Here is an 18,327-nt window from a genome sequence, read left to right as displayed (position 1 = left end):
GCCCCTTCCCGTAACCGGGGCGCTGCCCCGGACCCCGTATCGCGGCCTGGCGGCCGCTCGTCCTCAAGCGCCGGACGGGCTGACTTCAGCCCGTCCGGCGCTTCGCTTGTTCAGTCCCGCCGGCCGAGGAGCTTCCAGGCCGTGGGGAGGGCGCCCATGGCCAGTGCGGCCTTCAGGGCGTCGCCGATCAGGAACGGGACGAGGCCCGCGGCGATCGCCGCGCCCGCGCTCATGCCCGTCGCGAGCGCGAGGTACGGGACGCCGACGGCGTAGACCAGGGCGGTGCCGAGCGCCATCGTGCCGGCGGTGCGCAGCGCGCCGCGGTCGCCGCCGCGTCGGGCGAGCGCGCCGACGACGGTGGCGGCGAGCAGCATGCCGAGGACGTAGCCGAAGGAGGGCGCGGCCACGCCGTGGCCGGCTTCGGCGAACCACGGCATGCCGGCGGCGCCGGCGAGCACGTAGAGCGCGAGGGAGAGGAAGGCACGGCCGGCGCCGAGTCCGGCGCCCACGAGCAGCACGGCGAAGGTCTGTCCGGTGACCGGTACCGGGGATCCGGGCAGCGGTACGGCGATCTGGGCGGCGAGCCCGGTGAGCACGGCTCCGCCGAGCACCAGCGCCGCGTCGCGGACCCGGGAGCGGGCGGTAGTGGTGGCGGGCAGCAGGTCGGCGAGGACGGCTCCGGGCCGGGCGTGCGCGGTGGGCGTCAGGGCGCTCATCAGGGGCTCCTGGGGGTCGGTGGGACAGCGGACACGGCGACGTTATCCCTGCTCAGGCGCGCGTGTCCGTGACGTCGGCGACAGAAGCGGGGAGCTGACGTTGTGCCGGTCCGACGGAATACGCGGCGTGGGGCGGGTGGGGTGACGGTCGCGTACCGTCACGGTGGTGTCCGGATGCCGGGACAGTGACGTGCGCCATTGATACGTCGCGGCCGGCTCGCTCACACTGGCCGTTGGTCTGGAGTGATCCGCTCCGCCTCTCCCCCCGCTCCTCTCCCTGGACCTCCATGTCTTCCTCCCAGACCCTGCCCGAGGCGTCACCCGCCGAAGGCACTCCCGCCGGCACCCCTTCCGGGCGAACCCCGGAGTCCGGCTCCACTCTCGGACACGGCCTCAAGCAGCGCCATCTGTCCATGATCGCGTTGGGCGGCGTCATCGGCGCCGGCCTTTTTGTGGGGTCGGGGGCCGGTATCGCGGCCGCCGGACCTTCGATCGTGCTGGCGTTCGCGGTCTCCGGCCTGCTGGTGATGCTGGTGATGCGGATGCTGGGCGAGATGTCCGCCGCGCATCCGGCGTCCGGTTCGTTCTCCGTGCACGCCGAGCGGGCGCTCGGCCCGTGGGCGGGCTTCACGGCCGGCTGGATCTTCTGGGTGCTGCTGTGTGTCGCGGTGGCCGCCGAGGCGATCGGCGCGGCCACGATCATGCTCACCTGGTTCCCGGACACGGCGGCCTGGATGTGGGTCGCGCTGTTCATGGCGGTGTTCTGCGGGACGAACCTGGCGTCGGTGCGGAACTTCGGTGAGTACGAGTTCTGGTTCGCGTCGCTGAAGGTGCTGGCGATCGTCGCGTTCCTGGTGCTGGGCGGTCTGGCGATCGTCGGCGGGCTGCCGGGTACGGACGCGCCGGGCGCGAGCAACCTCACCGGGCAGGGCGGCTTCTTCCCGAACGGCGCGAACGGCCTGGTCATCGGCCTGCTGGCGTCGATCTTCGCGTACGGCGGTCTGGAGACGGTGACGATCGCGGCGGCCGAGTCGGAGAACCCGGTGCGCGGCGTCGCCAAGGCCGTGCGGACGGCGATGTGGCGGATCGCGGTGTTCTACGTCGGTTCGATGCTGGTGATCGTCACGCTGATCCCGTGGGACGACCCGTCGATCAAGGACGGCCCGTACGCGGCGACGCTGGACCACCTGGGCATTCCGGCGGCCGGCGAGATCATGAAGGTCGTCGTGCTGATCGCGCTGCTGTCCGCGATGAACGCCAACATCTACGGCGCCTCCCGGATGTCGTACTCGCTGGTCGCGCGCGGCGAGGGACCGGCGGTCCTGGGGAAGGTGAGCGGCGGCGTGCCGCGCCGTACGGTGCTGGCCTCCTCGGCGTTCGGTTTCTTCGCGGTGCTGCTCAGCTTCTGGTGGCCGGACACGGTGTTCACCTGGCTGCTGAACATGGTGGGCGCGGCCGTGCTGGTGGTGTGGGGCTTCATCGCCTTCTCCCAGCTGCGGAGCCGGCGCCGCCTGGAGCGGGAGGCGCCGGAGAAGCTGGTCGTGCGGATGTGGGCGTTCCCGGTGCTGACCTGGCTGGCGCTCGCGGGCATGCTCGGCATCCTGCTGCTGATGCTGCGGGACGGCGACACCCGGGTGCAGTTGTTCTTCACCGCCGGTCTCACGCTCTCGCTCGCGGCGGTCGGTCTGCTGCGCCAGCGCCGCCTGTCCCGGAGTGCGGAGCCGGCGGCGGACCGGGCCGACGCGCCGGTCGCCGGGGACTGAACCGGCGCTTCCGAGCGGCCGTCAGGCGCCGCTGGCCATACGGGTGACGGGGTGGCCCCCTACGGTGGGGTCGCCCCGTTCGGCGTTCCGTTCCGGCTGATAACGTCGCCCTGCAAGCGATGTGCATTGACGTTCGGAGGGGAACTAAGCGCATGGCCGTCTACACTCTGCCGGAACTCCCGTACGACTACTCCGCGCTGGAGCCGGTCATCACGGGCGAGATCATCGAGCTGCACCACGACAAGCACCACGCGGCGTACGTGAAGGGTGCGAACGACACGCTGGAGCAGCTCGAGGAGGCCCGGGACAAGGACAACTGGGGCTCCATCAACGGCCTGGAGAAGAACCTCGCGTTCCACCTCTCCGGTCACATTCTGCACTCCATCTACTGGCAGAACATGACCGGTGACGGCGGCGGCGAGCCGCTGGAGAAGGACGGGACGGGCGAGCTGGCCGACGCCATCGCCGAGTCCTTCGGTTCCTTCGCGAAGTTCAAGGCCCAGCTCACCAAGGCCTCCGCCACCACGCAGGGCTCCGGCTGGGGCGTGCTGGCGTACGAGCCGGTCAGCGGTCGGCTGATCGTCGAACAGGTCTACGACCACCAGGGCAACGTGGGCCAGGGCTCCGTGCCGATCCTGGTGTTCGACGCCTGGGAGCACGCCTTCTACCTCCAGTACCGGAACCAGAAGGTGGACTTCGTCGAGGCGATGTGGCGTGTGGTCAACTGGCAGGACGTCGCCGCCCGTTACACCGCCGCCAAGGAGCGCGCCAACTCGCTGATCCTGGCTCCGTGATCCGGCCCCCGTCCGGATCGGACGGGGTGGCCCGCACGGCATGCGGAAGGGGCTCGCGCCCGGGGAATCCCCGGGTGCGAGCCCCTTCCGTGTGCTCGGACAAGGGACTCAGTCGAACGAGGGGGCGGCGTCCCTGGTGCGCTTGATCTCGTAGAAGCCCGGCGTACCGGCGACGAGCAGCGTGCCGTCCCACAGCCGGCCGGCGGCCTCGCCCTTGGGGGCCGGGGTGACAACCGGGCCGAAGAAGGCGATGCGCTCGCCGTCGGCGCCCGGCACGGCGATCACCGGTGTGCCGACGTCCTGGCCGACGAGGTCGATGCCCTCGCGGTGGGACTCGCGCAGCCGCTCGTCGTACTCGGTGGAGCGCATGGCGTCGGCCAGGTCGGGTGAGAGGCCGGCGTCGGTGAGCGCGGCGCGAAGCGTCTCGGCGTTCTGCTCCTCGCCGCCGTTGTGGAAGCGGGTGCCGATGGCCGTGTAGAGGCGGCCGAGCACCTCGCTGCCGTACTTCTCCTCGGCGGCGACGCAGACCCGGACCGGGCCCCAGGCCGTCTTCATCAGCTCGCGGTAGCGCTCGGGGATCTCGTCGAGCTTGTTCTCGTTGAGCACGGACAGGCTCATCACGTGCCATCGCACCTCGACCGGCCTGACCCGCTCCACCTCCAGCATCCAGCGCGAGGTCAGCCACGCCCACGGACACAGCGGGTCGAACCAGAAGTCGGCGGGGGTCTTGTCGGACACGTCCACTCCTCACTGGGCAGCACATCACGCCACGACGGCGGCGTGGTATCAGGGGAAACACCTACCACCGGGCGGCCATTCCCGCCGACGGCGCGCCCGGGCCGCTCCGGGACCCCCTCCTGGCGGCGGGGACGCCATGACATGCTGGGGCCCGATTGTTCGCTATGCGAGACGAGGAGTCGCGTTGTGCCCGCAGAGAACCTGACCCGTGACGAGGCCCACGAGAGGGCGAAGCTCCTGACCGTGGACGGGTACGAGGTCGTTCTGGACCTGCGCACAGCGGTGGCGCCGCCGCCGGAGGAGGGTCCCCGCACCTTCCGGTCGACCACCACCATCCGGTTCCGCAGCGCGCTGCCGGGCGCCTCGACCTTCGTCGACCTGGTGGCTCCGCACGTGCACTCGGTGACGCTCAACGGCGAGTCGCTGAACGTCGACCGGGTCTTCGACGGCGCCCGGATCCGGCTGGAGGGCCTGGCGGCCGTCAACGAGCTGACGGTCGACGCGCGCTGCGCCTTCAGCCGCACGGGTGAGGGTCTGCACCACTTCGTCGACCCGGAGGACGGCGAGACCTACCTCTACACGCAGTACGAACCGGCCGACGCGCGCCGCGTCTTCGCCAACTTCGAGCAGCCCGACCTGAAGGCGCCGTTCACGTTCACCGTGGTCGCGCCGGCCGGGTGGACGGTGCTGAGCAATTCCGACCGGGTCGGCGAGCCCGAGCCGTTGGCGGACTCCCTGGCGCGGTGGCGGTTCGCGCCCACCAAGCCGATCTCGACGTACATCACCGCCGTGCTGGCCGGCCCGTACCACCACGTCACCGACAGCTACAAGCGGACGCTGCCGGACGGCGGCACGCTGGAGATCCCGCTCGGCGTGCTCTGCCGCAAGGGGCTGGCCCGGCACTTCGACCCGGAGGACGTCTTCCTGATCACCAAGCAGGGCCTGGACTTCTTCCACGACCACTTCGACTTCCCGTACCCGTTCGGCAAGTACGACCAGGCGTTTGTCCCCGAGTACAACCTGGGCGCGATGGAGAACCCCGGACTGGTGACGTTCCGGGAGGAGTACGTCTTCCGCGGCAAGGTGACGCAGGCGTCCTACGAGGCCCGGGCGAACGTCATCCTGCACGAGATGGCGCACATGTGGTTCGGCGACCTGGTCACCATGGAGTGGTGGGACGACCTGTGGCTGAAGGAGTCCTTCGCGGACTTCATGGGCACCTTCTCGCAGGTCGGCGCGACCCGTTTCACCAGCGGCTGGGTCACCTTCGCCAACCGCCGCAAGGCGTGGGCGTACCGCGCCGACCAGATGCCCTCCACGCACCCGGTGACCGCCGACATCCCGGACCTGGAGGCGGCCAAGCTGAACTTCGACGGGATCACCTACGCCAAGGGCGCCTCGGTGCTCAAGCAACTGGTGGCCTACGTCGGGCAGGACGCCTTCCTGGAGGGCGCCCGGCGCTACTTCAAGCGGCACGCCTGGGGCAACACGCGCCTGGCCGACCTGCTGTCGGTGCTCGCCGAGACCTCGGGCCGGGACATGGCCGAGTGGGCGGGCGCCTGGTTGCAGACGGCGGGCGTCAACACCCTCACCCCCTCGGTGCGGATCGGCGAGGACGGGCGGCTCGGTGAGCTGGCGGTGCTCCAGGCCGCCGAGGAGACCGCCGGCGCCAGCTCGGTGCTGCGCCCGCACCGGGTGGCGATCGGGCTGTACCGCCGCGAGACGCCGGACGGCCCGCTGGTGCGGTACGCCCGTGCCGAGACCGACGTCGTCGGTGAGCGCACGGTCGTCCCCGAACTCGTCGGCGAGACCGCGCCCGAGCTGGTGCTGGTCAACGACGACGACCTCACCTACGCCAAGACGCGGCTCGACGAGCGGTCGCTGGCGACCCTGCGGGAGCACCTCGGCGCGATCGAGGACCCGCTGGCCCGCGCCCTGTGCTGGTCGGCGGTGTGGAACCTGACCAGGGACGGGCTGCTCCCGGCCCGCGACTTCCTCGCCCTGGTGCTGCGCTTCGGCGGCCGCGAGTCGGACGTCGGCGTGCTCCAGATGCTGCACGCCTGGGCACGCTCGGCGATCACCCACTACGTGGTCCCCGGGCACCGGCGGGCGGCCGGCGACCTGCTCGCCGAAGGCGCCGAGCGGGAGCTGCGGGCGGCCGAGCCGGGCAGCGGGCACCAGCTGGCGTGGGCCAGGTTCCTGGCCGCCGTCGCCTGCCGGGCGGAGGACTTCGCGCTGCTGCGGGAGCTGCTGGCGGGCACCACGAGCGTCGCCGGTCTGGACGTCGACCAGGAGCTGCGCTGGACGTTCCTGGCGGCGCTGGTCGCCGAGGGCGCGGCCGGTGAGAGCGAGGTCGCCGCCGAGCTGCTGCGGGACGACACCGCCTCCGGCAAGCGGCACCAGGTGCGCGCGCTGGCGTCCCGGCCGTCGGCGGAGGTCAAGGCGGAGGCGTGGGAGGCGGTCGTGGAGTCCGACCGGCTGTCGAACGCGCTGGTCGAGGCGACGATCGCCGGGTTCGACCAGCCGGCGCAGCGGGAGCTGCTGGCGCCGTACGCGTCGACGTACTTCACGGTGCTCGAACGCGTCTGGGAGGAGCGGTCGATCGAGATCGCCATGGCGATCGTGCGCGGGCTGTTCCCGATGCTCCAGGGTGACGAGCGCACGCTGGCCGCGACCGACGCGTGGCTGGCGGAGACCGAGGGGCGCGCGGCGCCGGCGCTGCGCCGGCTGGTGCTGGAGGCCCGTGACGACCTGGCCCGCGCGCTGCGCGCCCAGGCGCGGGACGCGGTGGCCGGCTGACGCCCCGCTCCTCGCCGCTCTGCCCTGGCCTTCCCCCGGCCTTCCGAACGCCGTCCGCGTGTTCGGGGGGCCGGGCGGCGTTTCCGGGCCCGCACCGCCCGCACACCGGTGTCCGGTTCGTACGGTCGTGCGGGACATTCCGGACTTGAGGACAGCGGGGTCCGGATTTGCCGACAGCTGTGTAACAGCCGGTTGGAGGCCGCCCCGGGACCGGGCATCGAAGGGTCATGACCCAAGAAACCCCGCTCTCCCCCCGGCCGTTGAGCCACCTCTCGGACGTCTCGCGCCGGGTCGTCACCACGGCCGGACTCCGCGCGCAGGGCGTCTCCGCCGCCGTCGCGAAGGGCCGCTGCCGTCCCGGCGGTCCCTGGCAGACGCCGCTGCCCGGGGTGTTCCTGCTGCACCCCGGCCGCCCGACGGACGAGGAGCGGTTGCGCGCCGTGCTCCTGTACGCGGCCGGGACCCACGCCTGTACGCCTCCCTCGGCGGAGGCGCGTCCGATAGTGAGCGGGCTCGCGGCGCTGGCGCTGCACGGGTTCCGCTGTGTGCCGAGGATCGCCGACCTCGCGGAGATCGACGTGCTGGTGCCGCGGGCGCGCCGGCCCCGGTCGACGGGCTGGGCGCGGGTGCTGCGCACCCACAGCCTGCCGAACGCGGTGGACCTGCACGGTGTGGCGGTGGCCCCGGTGGCCCGGGCGCTGGCCGACGCGGTGGGCCGGCTCACCGATCCCGACGAGGTCCGGCGGATGCTGACGGAGACCGTGCGGGACGGGCACTGCGAGGCGCACGCCATCGTGCGGGAGCTGGGTCGCGCCCGGTTGCTGTCCCGCCCGCAGGTGGTGGACGCGGTGGACACGCTGCTCGCGGAGGGCCGGGCGCTCGCCGAGTCCCGGCTGTACCGGCTGGTCGCCGAGGGCGGGCTGCCCGACCCGTGCTGGAACGTGGAGCTGCGGCAGCCCGGAGGGCCGCGGCTGGCGGTGCTGGACGCCTACTGGCCCGAGCAGGGCGTCGCCGTGGAGATCGACTCACGGGCGCACCAGCGCCCGGCCGCGACGCCGGCGCTGTGGCCGGGCCGGGCCCGGCAGCGGGAGACGCTGGCCAAGCTGGGGGTGACCGTCGTCAGCCCCACGCCGGAGCGGCTGCGGGACAGCCCGCACGACCTGCTGTCGCTGCTGCGCACGGCGCTGATGACCGCCGACGACCGCCCGCCGGCGACCTACCTGCTCGTCCAGCCCAGGTGAGAACACTCGTCCCGCGGCGGCGTGGAAGGATGGCGGCACCGCCGGCCGATGACGACAGGATGGAGAATCCCAGGTGCCTGGCACGAATCTGACTCGCGACGAGGCGCGCGAGCGCGCGCGTCTGCTCGAGGTCGACGCGTACGAGATCGAGCTGGACCTCTCCGGGGCTCAGGAGGGCGGCACCTTCCGCTCGGTGACCCGGGTGCGGTTCCAGGCGCGGGAGGCCGGGGAGAGCTTCGTCGACCTGGTCGCGCCGACCGTGCACGAGGTCACGCTCAACGGCGAAGCGCTGGACGTGGCGCGTGTCTTCGCCGACTCCCGGATCAGCCTGCCCGGCCTGGTGGCCGGCGCGAACGAGCTGCTGGTGGTGGCGGACTGCGCCTACACCAACACCGGTGAGGGCCTGCACCGCTTTGTCGACCCCGTCGACCAGCAGGCCTACCTGTACACCCAGTTCGAGGTACCGGACGCCCGCCGGGTGTTCGCCTCCTTCGAGCAGCCGGACCTCAAGGCGACGTTCGCCTTCACCGTGACCGCACCCGAGGGCTGGACGGTGATCTCCAACTCGCCGACGCCCGAACCGTCCGGCAACCGCTGGGAGTTCGCGCCGACGCCGCGCATCTCCAGCTACATCACCGCGCTGATCGTCGGCCCCTACCACGCCGTGCACAGCAACTGGCGGTCCGCGGACGGCGGCCGCACGGTACCGCTGGGCGTCTACTGCCGGCCCTCGCTGGCGGAGTTCCTCGACGCGGACGCCATCTTCGAGGTCACCCGGCAGGGCTTCGACTGGTTCGAGGAGAAGTTCGACTTCCTCTACCCGTTCGAGAAGTACGACCAGCTCTTCGTGCCGGAGTTCAACGCCGGCGCGATGGAGAACGCGGGCGCGGTCACCATCCGCGACCAGTACGTGTTCCGCTCCAAGGTGACCGACGCGGCCTACGAGACCCGGGCCGAGACGATCCTCCACGAGCTGGCCCACATGTGGTTCGGCGACCTGGTCACCATGGAGTGGTGGAACGACCTGTGGCTGAACGAGTCGTTCGCCACCTACACCTCCATCGCCTGCCAGGCGTCCGCGCCGGGCAGCCGCTGGCCGCACGCCTGGACCAGCTTCGCCAACCAGATGAAGACCTGGGCCTACCGGCAGGACCAGCTGCCCTCGACGCACCCGATCATGGCGGAGATCCGCGACCTGGACGACGTCCTGGTCAACTTCGACGGGATCACCTACGCCAAGGGCGCCTCGGTCCTCAAGCAGTTGGTCGCGTACGTCGGGGAGGACGAGTTCTTCCGCGGCGTGCAGGCCTACTTCAAGCGGCACGCCTGGGGCAACACCCGGCTCACCGACCTGCTCGGCGCGCTGGAGGAGACCTCCGGCCGCGACCTGTCCGCCTGGTCGAAGGCGTGGCTGGAGACCGCCGGCATCAACGTGCTGCGCCCGGAGATCAGCACCGACGACAGCGGTGTGATCACCTCCTTCGGCGTCCGGCAGGAGGCGCCGGAGCTGCCCGAGGGCGCCAAGGGCTCCCCGACGCTGCGCCCGCACCGCATCGCGATCGGCCTGTACGAGCTGGCCGACGGACGGCTCACCCGGACCGACCGGATCGAGCTGGACGTGGACGGCGAGCTGACCGAGGTACCGGAGCTGGTCGGCCGGGCGCGCCCGGCGGTCGTGCTGCTCAACGACGACGACCTCTCCTACGCCAAGGTGCGGCTCGACGAGCGGTCGCTGGCAGTGGTCACCGAGCACCTGGGCGGCTTCGTGGAGTCGCTGCCGCGCGCCCTGTGCTGGGCCTCGGCGTGGGACATGACCCGGGACGGCGAGCTGGCCACCCGCGACTACCTGGAGCTGGTGCTCTCCGGCATCGGCCGGGAGAGCGACATCGGCGTCGTGCAGAGCCTCCACCGCCAGGTGAAGCTGGCGCTGGAGCTGTACGCGGCGCCGGAGTGGCGCGCCGAGGGCCTGGCCCGCTGGAGCGAGGCCGCCGAACAGCACCTGCGGGCCGCGGAGCCGGGCTCGGACCACCAGCTCGCCTGGGCCAGGGCGCTGGCCGCCACCGCCCGCACGGACGGTCAGCTGGACCTGCTGGCCGGCCTGCTGGACGGCGGCGTCACCCTCGAGGGGCTGGCCGTGGACACCGAGCTGCGGTGGGCGCTGCTGCAGCGGCTGGCCGCCACCGGCCGGGCCGGTGAGGCCGAGATCAGCGCCGAGCTTCGTCGCGACCCCACGTCGGCGGGTGAGCGGCACGCCGCCACCGCGCGGGCCGCGCGCCCCACCGCCGAGGCGAAGGCCGAGGCGTGGGCGCAGGTCGTGGAGGCGGACAAGCTGCCGAACGCCGTGCAGGAGGCGGTCATCGCCGGCTTTGTCCAGCCGGACCAGCGGGAGCTGCTGGCGTCGTACACCGACCGCTACTTCACCGCCCTGCGCGGGGTGTGGGAGTCGCGCAGCCACGAGATGGCCCAGCAGATCGCCGTCGGCCTCTACCCGGCGCTCCAGGTGTCCCGGGAGACGCTGGAGGCGACCGACCGCTGGCTGGCCGAGCAGGGCGAGGGCAACGCCGCGCTGCGCCGGCTGGTCACCGAGTCCCGCTCCGGTGTCGAGCGGGCCCTGCGGGCGCAGGCCGCCGACCGCGGCTGAGTGAGGGTACGAGAACAAGCCGTGGGGCGTTCCGGGCTCGGGCCCGGGACGCCCCACGGCTTTCCGCGTGGGCGGTGACCGGTGGGGTCAGCTGCTCTGCTTGCGGGACTTGTCGCCGATCATCACCAGGCCCGCGATGAGCAGGAAGAGGACCACGGGGGCGACGACGTACAGGCCCACCGTCTCGGCGACGCTCAGCTTCGGCGCGGGGTCGTCCCCGTCGTCCGGTGTGAGGGCGAAGGCAGGGGACGACATCAGCAGCATCAGCGTCGTACCGACGGTGACGGCTCCGGCTCGCACGGCATTCTTGTTGACCACGCTTCCAAACTAGCGAACGCCCCCGAGCGCCGCGCCCCCGGGGTCCCCCAAGCGGAGGCACCGGAAACCGCGCAAGACGAGAGGGGCGGGCCCGGTGGGCCCGCCCCTCGTCCGGGACACCATCAGGGTTGCCGCTCCCCCACCGCCTGGAACCAGGCGGCGACGATCGCCTCACTGCGCTCGGTGAACAGCGGGTCACGCCAGCTGGTCGAGTAGTACGGCGCGGGCAACCGGAACGACCGCCCGTCCTTCCGCACCACCCGGACCATCCGGGCGTGGCTCTCGGAGTTCCTGGGCGCGACCCAGATCTCCACGACGATCGACTCCACGTCCTCCCAGGCACACCGCTTCCTTCCGCGAATGCGCCAGGTACGGATCTCCTTGTCGTCGAACTCCGTCCGACCCACCGCGTAACCGATCGTCGCGGGCAGGAAGAGGGGCAGGACCGTCAGGAGGAAGTCCCAGAAGGTCCCCCAGTCGTCGGCCAGGAGCCAGCGGACGCCCGAGACGACGCCCGCCACCGCGAACGCGGCGGACAGCCACAGCAGACCCTTCCGCTGGTGCAGCGTGTAGCGAACCGCTGACTCCATCGTCTTTTCCTCTCGTTCCAGGCTCCGATGGGGAGCCTCCCGTTACGACGTACCGTAGGCCCAGGCGTTGCCGGCGCTGTCCACGGCGGTGTGGGCGGCTCCGGTGACGAAGTTCTGGTAGCCACCGGAGTACGTACGGCCCGTGATACCCGTGAAGGTCTTCGCGGACCCCGGCTTGGGCAAGGCCGCCTTCACCCCGTCGGTGAGGAACTTCGTCGCCCGTGGGGCGCCTCCGGCGACCGCCTTGGCGGCGGCGCCGCCGATCCGGCCGAAGCCGCCACCGACCCCCAACGCCGCGCCGACGAGCGCGTTCTTGGCGTCGGCGTGGTTCCCCTGGGCGGCGTGGACGGCGGCGCTTGCCAGGCCGGTGCCGACCGAGACCACGGCGAGCGCACCGGCCAACACCGGGAAGGGCGCAGCGAAGGTGGCCGCCGCGCCGGTGAGGGCGCTGATGCCGCCGAGGATGTTGGCCGCCCCGCCCTTCTTGAAGGTGTCGTAGGCGGCCTTGAAGCCACCGACCGCGGCCACTCCCTTCACCGCTCTACCGGCGTTCTTGGAGATGAACTTCCCGGTGGACTTGGCCGCCTTGGAGGCGAAGCTCCGGGCGGAGGACGCCTTTCGCTTGACGTAGCTGCTGGCGGTGTTCTTCCACCGCTTCACCGTGGAGACGGCCCGGGTCACCCGCTTCACCGCAGCGGTCGCCACGCGCTTGGCGGTGGCCTTGACGCGGCTCTTGACCGTCCTGACGGTCTTCCTGATCGACTCGACCTTGGCCTTGACCTTCTTCTTGAAGCTCTTCGCCTTCTTGACGACCTTCTTCTTGAAGGACTTGGCCTTCTTGGTGACCTTCTTGGCCTTGTCCTTGACCCAGTTCTTGGCCTTGCCGAAGAACAGGCCGTCGGCGTCGGAGAAGGTGACCGGGTTGTTGTTGGCGTAGGCGTAGGCGTTCATGCGCTGCGACTCGCCGTAGTCGACCATCGGGTCGACGCTGAGGAAGCGGCCGAGTGCCGGATCGTAGGCGCGGGCACCGAGTTGGGTCAGGCCCGTCTCGTCGCGGGTGCCGCCGACGAAGCCGCGGTCGCCGGGCCAGCCCGCGACCACCTCGCCGCGGTCCTCGCCGAAGGGGGCGGAGTAGCGGTGCTGGGCCTGCTGGGTGGTGGCGTCGACGACGGTGGTCGCCGTGCCGTGGTGGTCGGTGAAGTGGAACTGGAGGTCACCGCCGGTGCGGACCGCGACGATCTCGCCGTCGAAGTCGTAGTACCGGGTGCCGGCCTTCTTGCCGTCGCCGGTGAGCTTCAGCTCGTTGCCGCCGGGCAGGTACAGCGTGGTGCCGGTGCTGTCCTTGCGCAGCAGCCGCTCACCCTCGGCGTCGTAGGTGTAGCGGGTGGTGGCCCCGTTCTTCTCCCTGACCTCGCTGAGCAGGTTCTCGGCGTCCCAGCTCAGCGTCTGCTCCCGGCTGCCGACCTGCCGGCCGACGGTGTTGCCGGCCGCGTCGTAGCGGAAGGTGTCCGTGCCGGAGGCGGGGCCGCTGGTGCGGACCTCGTTCAGCGCGGTCGGGCCGCCGTCGGCACCCTTGTAGTCGTAGGTGCGGACGGTGTCCTTGGTGCTGTCACCGCCGGTGTCGTGCCTGGTCTCCTTGGTGCGGTTGCCCAGGGCGTCGTAGCTGTACGACAGCCAGTAGGGCGCCGGGCCGCCGACGTCGGCCTTGGAGGGGGCCGCCGCGCAGTCGTCGGTGGCGGCCGTCCAGGCCTTGGTCAGCCGCTGGAGGGCGTCGGTGGTGAAGCACTGGGTGTCCTTGCGGGTGGACTCCTCGGTCTCGGTGTTGATGCGGGTGATGTTGCCCGCGTCGTCGAAGGTGTAGCGGGTGTCGTCGACGCGGTTCGGGGAGGCCGTGCGGTCGGTGGTGACCCGTCGCAGCTCGCCGGTGTGCTCGTCGTAGTTCCAGGTCCGGTAGACGCGCCGCACCTGGTCGTTGAACTCGTTGCGCAGCTTGCGGCCGAACGGGTCGTAGGTGGTCGAGTTGACCAGGACGCGACCGTTCGCGGTCAGGCCCTGGGCCTGGTCGTCGGCGCCGTAGCGGGTGACGACGCGCTCCGCCGGGAGGTCGCCGACGGCCGGCTGGTTGATCTGCGTCAGCAGGCCGGTGCGCTCGTTGTAGCCGAAGCCCCAGCGGTAGGTGCCGGCGAGGTCGCCCTCGGAGTCGGGGATGACGACGTCCACGCCGGTGGCCTGGTAGTCGTTGTTGTACCCGGTGATGCGCTGGACGTAGGCGCTGCCGCCCACCAGCCGGCGGGACTCGGCGATCTCGCCCTTGGCGACGGTGTCGTACGTCCACTCAGCGAGGGTCTTGTCGCCCTCCCTGACCGCCGTCGTCCGGCCGAGCGCGTCGTAGCTCGTGGTGAGCTTCACGCCGCGCGCGTCGGTGGTGGTGAGGGGACGGCCGAGGTCGTCGTAGGTGGTGGTCGTCTCGCCCTGGTCGGGGTCGACGGTCCGCACCCGCTGGCCGCGCAGGTCGTACTCGAAGCTGCGGACGTTGCCGGCCGGGTCGGTGATCTTTGTGACGTGGCCCTTCTTGTTGTACTCGTAGGTGACCGACTGCGAGGCGGTGCGCGCCGCGTTGGTGTACTCGACCACCTCGGTGGTCCGGCCGAGGGCGTCGGTGACGTTGGTCGTCGCCGTGCCGCCGGCGGGCGGGACGACGGTGGTGTGGTTGCCGTCGTAGAGCAGCTTCGTCCGCCGGGTCTCGGTGCCGTACTTCATGGCGACGGACTCGGTGGGGCGGCCGGCGCCGTCGAAGACGGTCCGCACGACGGCCGGTGACTTGGTGTCGTCACCGGTGACCAGCGCCGGCTCGGGGTCGCCGGTCGCGTAGTAGTCGTCGAAGGTCTTCCACTCCAGGCCGCGGGAGTCGAACTGGGTCTCGGTGAGGATCCGTCCGCTGCCGCTGGCCGACCGGCTCTGGTGCTGCCGTTCCCGCAGCAGACCGTCGTAGAGGACGTAGCTGGTCTCGGTCGAACCGTCGCCGCGCAGCTCCCTGGTGGTGATGGCGGCGGGGGCGGTGCGCGAGATGCGGTACTCGTACTCGGCGTTCGGCGAGGTCGGGTAGGTGGCCTTGGCGCGGCCCGGCTCCCAGACCTTCACCACCCGGCCGAGCGCGTCGTACTCGACGTCGGTGCGCTTGCCGTTGGCGTCGACCTCGGCGACGGCCACGCCGCGCCGGGGGTCGATCTCGGTGGTGTGCGTGTGGCCGAGCGGGTTGGTGACCACGGTCTTCGTGGGCATCCCGGTGGCCGGCGTGTACTGGTGGGTGACGCTGCGGCCCTCCGCGTCCGTGGTGCGCGTGGGGCGGCCGTAGTCGTCGTAGGTGGTCCGGGCGACGGTGAGGAAGCCGGTGCCCTTGGCGTTGTTCTCGTCCTCCCGGGTGGTGTCGCCCCTGGTGACGGCGCCCAGCGTGGTCGAGCCGTCGTAGTAGCTGCGGCTCTCGGATATCAGCGCGCCGGGTACGGCGCAGGTGCCCTCGGTGGTCTTCTCCGACGCGGTGAGTTCGAGGATGTTCGCGCTGGTGTTGCGGGCGTAGGTGGTGGTGGTGCAGGACTCGTCACCGGACCTGGCGGTGTCGCCGTGCTCGGTCTCGGTGGCGACCATGCCGTAGGAGTCGAAGGTGCGCTCGGTCTTCGTGCGCTGCCAGCCGCCGCCCTTGGCGGGGCCGCGGGTGGTCTCCTCGCGGACGTCGGTCATCTCGGCGGCCAGCGCCGGCAGTCCCGGCCGGGCGCGGCTGGCCGTCGGGCCCTTGCGCCACGGTGTGCTGGTCTCCTCGCCGACGACCTCGCCGCCGTTGTAGGTGATCTCGGCGCGTTCCATGCCCCGGAAGGAGGGGTGGTCGGTCACCTCGTTGCCCTCGAAGTCGGCGACCTTGGCGCCGGCGATGCCCCGGAAGTAGCGGGCGCGGCTGTCCAGTCGGGCGCCGTCGGTGCCGTTGCCGACCTGGGTGCGGACCTCGCCGTAGCCGCGGAAGTCGCTGTAGGTGCGGTGCTCGGGACGGGTGAACTCGTCCTCGCTCTTGCCCCAGGCGGCACCGCCCACGTAGGTGTAGTCGGTCTGCTGGGTGGGCGAGCCGCCGACCAGGTCGTTCTCCAGGACGCGGGTCACCACGTACTTGTGGAACCAGTCCTTGACCGGCTTGAAGTCGGCGGCCGGGGAGTCGGCGGAGGACCAGTAGACCGGGTAGCAGCGGCGGGTGTTGGTCGACTCGGCCGGCAGGTCGCCGGGCTTGCAGTCGGGCGCCGAGTAGGTGACGCCGATGCTGCCGCCGCTCTCGGTGTTGATCTGCCGCACGCGGTAGCGGACGATCGGCGGGATGCCGTCGCCGGTGGTGTCGACGCGGTTGGCGAGCTGCTGGCCGAGGAAGGTGACCTCGGGCAGCGACTGCGCGCTCGCGCCGGTGTGGCCGGTGCGGGTGACGCCGGCGAGCCACAGCGCGGGGGTGGAGCCGTCGCCGGGGTCGGGGAACTGGTGGCGCAGCGTCCAGCTGTCCACACTCTGGTAGCCCGAGCCGACGAGCACCTTGGTGGTGATCTTGGTGAGCCGCTTGGTGGTCCAGAACGTCGGGGCGCTCTTGCCCTTGCAGTCCTCGCCGGCCTTGCAGTGCTGGTCGACGGGGACGTCGGGCCAGCGCTTGGCGTTCGCGGCGGTCATCTTGGCCGGGGCGCAGTCGAACGAGGTGTCCGGCAGGCAGCGTTCGGCGACGGTGAAGTCCACGCGCGCCGCGGCGGCGTTGGTGCCGTACATGTCGTCGGCGCGCAGCCCGTACTCGATGCGGGACATGTGGCCGCCGCGGGTGTACTCGGTCGGCGTGCCCAGGCCCGTGGTCGCCGAGGCGTGGCGGGCGTAGCGGTTGGTCTCCGCCGCGTAGTAGTAGGCGGTGGCGTTGTCGCTGGGGTCCTTGACGAAGTCGAGGTTCCAGCGCCAGGCCTGCTGGCACCAGGAGTCCTTGAACGCCGACTTGTGGCAGGGCTCGCCCGTGTGGTTGCCGTGGACCGGGACCGTCCAGGTGGAGTTGGTCTCCGGCTTGCCGCTGGACCAGCCGGGCAGGCGGTTGTAGCCGAAGTGGTACTGGACGCCGTCGGTGGTGGTGATGCGCCAGTACTCGCCGTTGTTGTCGCCGTTGCCCCGGGCGGTGTCGGTGAGCCGCTCGACGCGGGTGCCGTCGTCGTCCTTCAGCTTCCAGTCGCCGGTGGTGTCGTCCCTGACGAGTTCGTGGGACTGGCCGTTGAGCGACATCGTGGCGTTGTCGCTGCGCCAGCAGAGTTCACCGTTCTTGGCGGCGGTGGCGTTGTTGCCGTCCTTGCCGTCGTATCTGGTGTCCTCGTTGCAGGAGGCGTGGCGGCGCTCGATGTAGTTCTCCGTCAGCGACCAGCCGTCGCCGACCCAGTTGCTCTGGTTGTTCGTCGCGGCGGTACGGCCGTCCAGCGACTGGGAGGAGTAGCTGAGGCCCAGCTCCGGGTCGAGGCCGCCGGGCGCCTCGGGGACCTGGATGTCGTAGGCCCAGCTGAAGCCGCCCGAGGAGCCGCCGGCGTTCCAGTGGCCGGAGGGGCTGAGCGGGGTCGCCTTGTAGTCGCCGCCTCCGCCGGAGGGCGCGGCGGTGGCCGCGAGCAGCGTCACGCCGGGCGAGGCGGCGAAGCCGGTGACGGAACGCGCGCTGCGCGGTGCGCTGACGACGGGATCGCCGGCGGCGTCGGCGGTGCCGTCCACCGGCACGTCGGCGGTGAGGGTGCCGTCAGCGGAGTTGTTCTCCGTCTCCAGCGGCTCGGCCTGGGCGCAGCGCTTGGTGTCCGGGTCCTCCAGTGCGCACTCCGGGAGCCGGACGAGCGTGAGCCGGGAGGCCCAGCCGGCGCCGTACGCGCGTGCGAAGTCGGAGTAGTCCAGGGTCAGTCGGACGCTGTTGTCCTTCTCACCGTCCGTGCCGCGCACGGCGAGCAGGACGCCGTCGACGCCGAGCCTGGTGGCTGTCCTCCGGCTGAGCACCTGGACCTGGGCGCGCTGGGGCGCGGTGTCGGCGGCCTGTTCGGCGGCACGCTTGCCGCGCCGGCCGTCGGCTTTGCCGCCGGACTTGCCGGGGTTGCGGCTGTCAGCGTCGTCCGGCTCCGGCTGGCCGAGGTGGACGGGAAGTCGGCCCGCCCGCTTCTGCTGGCCGGCGCGTTCGGGTAGTTCGATCCGGGCGGTCGCGGCCTTCGGCCACGTCACCTCGGGTACGCCGCCCCGGGCGTCGCGGGCGGCGTCGTTGCGGCCGTCGGCGCGCTGGACGTCGACCGGCTGGACCGGTACCGGCTTGGTCTCCTGCAGCTTGCCGAGCTTCAACCGCTCGACGGCGGCGGCCGTCTGCGTGCCGAGCAGGCTGCTCATGATCGCCGCCGTGGTCACGGCGGCGGTGGCCGCCAGCCACCGCCGTCTGCGTGTCGGCGTGGTGGAACACCGCTGGTCTGCGGCGCGACTGGAGTAGCTGTGCACTCCTGCCCCCTGTCTGGTCTGGATAAGCGACAGCACACTACGTCCGAGTAGCCCGACATGAACAAGACAAGTGATGCAATATCGGACAACGCCTCCTACCTGATCAAGAAACCGTATTCCAGCTGTGATCATCCAGGGTCGGTTGAATCCTCAGGAGATAGGGGGATTACCCTTCTCCCCGACCTGTCGACCGATCGGTGTGACATTCGTCCCACACCGG

Annotated in this window: 10 protein-coding genes; 5 read left to right on the top strand and 5 right to left on the bottom strand. The window is 71.4% G+C overall.

Annotated elements, in window-relative coordinates; translation table 11 throughout:
• Positions 1-110: 110 nt before the first annotated feature.
• Positions 111-716, bottom strand: coding sequence for a biotin transporter BioY (locus GL263_RS01385; RefSeq protein WP_182853663.1), 606 nt, complete (start codon positions 714-716; stop codon positions 111-113).
• Positions 717-1,003: 287 nt separating this feature from the next.
• Between GL263_RS01385 and GL263_RS01380 the strand changes: the two genes are divergently transcribed.
• Together GL263_RS01380 and GL263_RS01375 are read left to right on the top strand one after the other, a co-directional pair.
• Positions 1,004-2,479, top strand: a complete 1,476-nt coding sequence (locus GL263_RS01380) for an amino acid permease (RefSeq protein ID WP_182853662.1) — start codon at positions 1,004-1,006, stop codon at positions 2,477-2,479.
• A 152-nt stretch (positions 2,480-2,631) separates the two neighbouring features.
• On the top strand, positions 2,632-3,273 hold the full coding sequence (locus GL263_RS01375) for a superoxide dismutase (RefSeq protein WP_182853661.1): 642 nt from the start codon (positions 2,632-2,634) through the stop codon (positions 3,271-3,273).
• A gap of 108 nt (positions 3,274-3,381) precedes the next feature.
• On the opposite strand, the gene GL263_RS01370 is transcribed toward GL263_RS01375, so the two are convergent.
• A complete protein-coding gene (locus GL263_RS01370) occupies positions 3,382-4,011 on the bottom strand; it encodes a mycothiol-dependent nitroreductase Rv2466c family protein (RefSeq protein ID WP_438947895.1) in 630 nt (209 codons plus the stop codon).
• A 186-nt stretch (positions 4,012-4,197) separates the two neighbouring features.
• On the opposite strand from GL263_RS01370, the gene pepN (GL263_RS01365) reads away from it, so the two are divergent.
• The 3 genes from pepN (GL263_RS01365) to pepN (GL263_RS01355) all read left to right on the top strand — a co-directional run bounded on the left by pepN (GL263_RS01365) (position 4,198) and on the right by pepN (GL263_RS01355) (position 10,692).
• Positions 4,198-6,810 (top strand): aminopeptidase N, encoded by a 2,613-nt coding sequence (gene pepN, locus GL263_RS01365; RefSeq protein WP_182853659.1) that lies wholly within the window; start codon positions 4,198-4,200, stop codon positions 6,808-6,810.
• 227 nt (positions 6,811-7,037) lie between these two features.
• Positions 7,038-8,051, top strand: a complete 1,014-nt coding sequence (locus GL263_RS01360; protein WP_182853658.1) for a hypothetical protein — start codon at positions 7,038-7,040, stop codon at positions 8,049-8,051.
• Between the two features lie 73 nt (positions 8,052-8,124).
• Complete coding sequence (pepN, locus tag GL263_RS01355) at positions 8,125-10,692, top strand: aminopeptidase N (RefSeq protein ID WP_182853657.1); 2,568 nt, start codon at positions 8,125-8,127, stop codon at positions 10,690-10,692.
• A gap of 87 nt (positions 10,693-10,779) precedes the next feature.
• On the opposite strand, the gene GL263_RS01350 is transcribed toward pepN (GL263_RS01355), so the two are convergent.
• From GL263_RS01350 to GL263_RS01340, 3 genes are all read right to left on the bottom strand, one after another.
• On the bottom strand, positions 10,780-11,010 hold the full coding sequence (locus GL263_RS01350) for a hypothetical protein (protein ID WP_181353780.1): 231 nt from the start codon (positions 11,008-11,010) through the stop codon (positions 10,780-10,782).
• A gap of 122 nt (positions 11,011-11,132) precedes the next feature.
• On the bottom strand, positions 11,133-11,600 hold the full coding sequence (locus GL263_RS01345; RefSeq protein WP_182853656.1) for a hypothetical protein: 468 nt from the start codon (positions 11,598-11,600) through the stop codon (positions 11,133-11,135).
• 42 nt (positions 11,601-11,642) lie between these two features.
• Entirely contained in the window at positions 11,643-18,002 is a 6,360-nt protein-coding gene (locus tag GL263_RS01340) for an RHS repeat-associated core domain-containing protein (protein WP_182853655.1), read from the bottom strand.
• Between the last annotated feature and the right edge of the window lie 325 nt (positions 18,003-18,327).

The organism is Streptomyces durbertensis (genome assembly GCF_014156695.1).
Taxonomy (GTDB): Bacteria; Actinomycetota; Actinomycetes; order Streptomycetales; family Streptomycetaceae; genus Streptomyces; species Streptomyces durbertensis.
Note: the sequence above shows the minus strand (reverse complement) of the source record. Positions and strands in the feature narration are given on the sequence as shown.

Bases quoted from the DNA above. Each gene is read 5' to 3' on its own strand.
- GL263_RS01385 (WP_182853663.1), bottom strand. From the start codon at position 716: ATGAGCGCCCTGACGCCCACCGCGCACGCCCGGCCCGGAGCCGTCCTC.
- GL263_RS01380 (WP_182853662.1), top strand. From the start codon at position 1,004: ATGTCTTCCTCCCAGACCCTGCCCGAGGCGTCACCCGCCGAAGGCACT.
- GL263_RS01375 (WP_182853661.1), top strand. From the start codon at position 2,632: ATGGCCGTCTACACTCTGCCGGAACTCCCGTACGACTACTCCGCGCTG.
- GL263_RS01360 (WP_182853658.1), top strand. From the start codon at position 7,038: ATGACCCAAGAAACCCCGCTCTCCCCCCGGCCGTTGAGCCACCTCTCG.
- GL263_RS01345 (WP_182853656.1), bottom strand. From the start codon at position 11,600: ATGGAGTCAGCGGTTCGCTACACGCTGCACCAGCGGAAGGGTCTGCTG.
- GL263_RS01340 (WP_182853655.1), bottom strand. From the start codon at position 18,002: ATGAGCAGCCTGCTCGGCACGCAGACGGCCGCCGCCGTCGAGCGGTTG.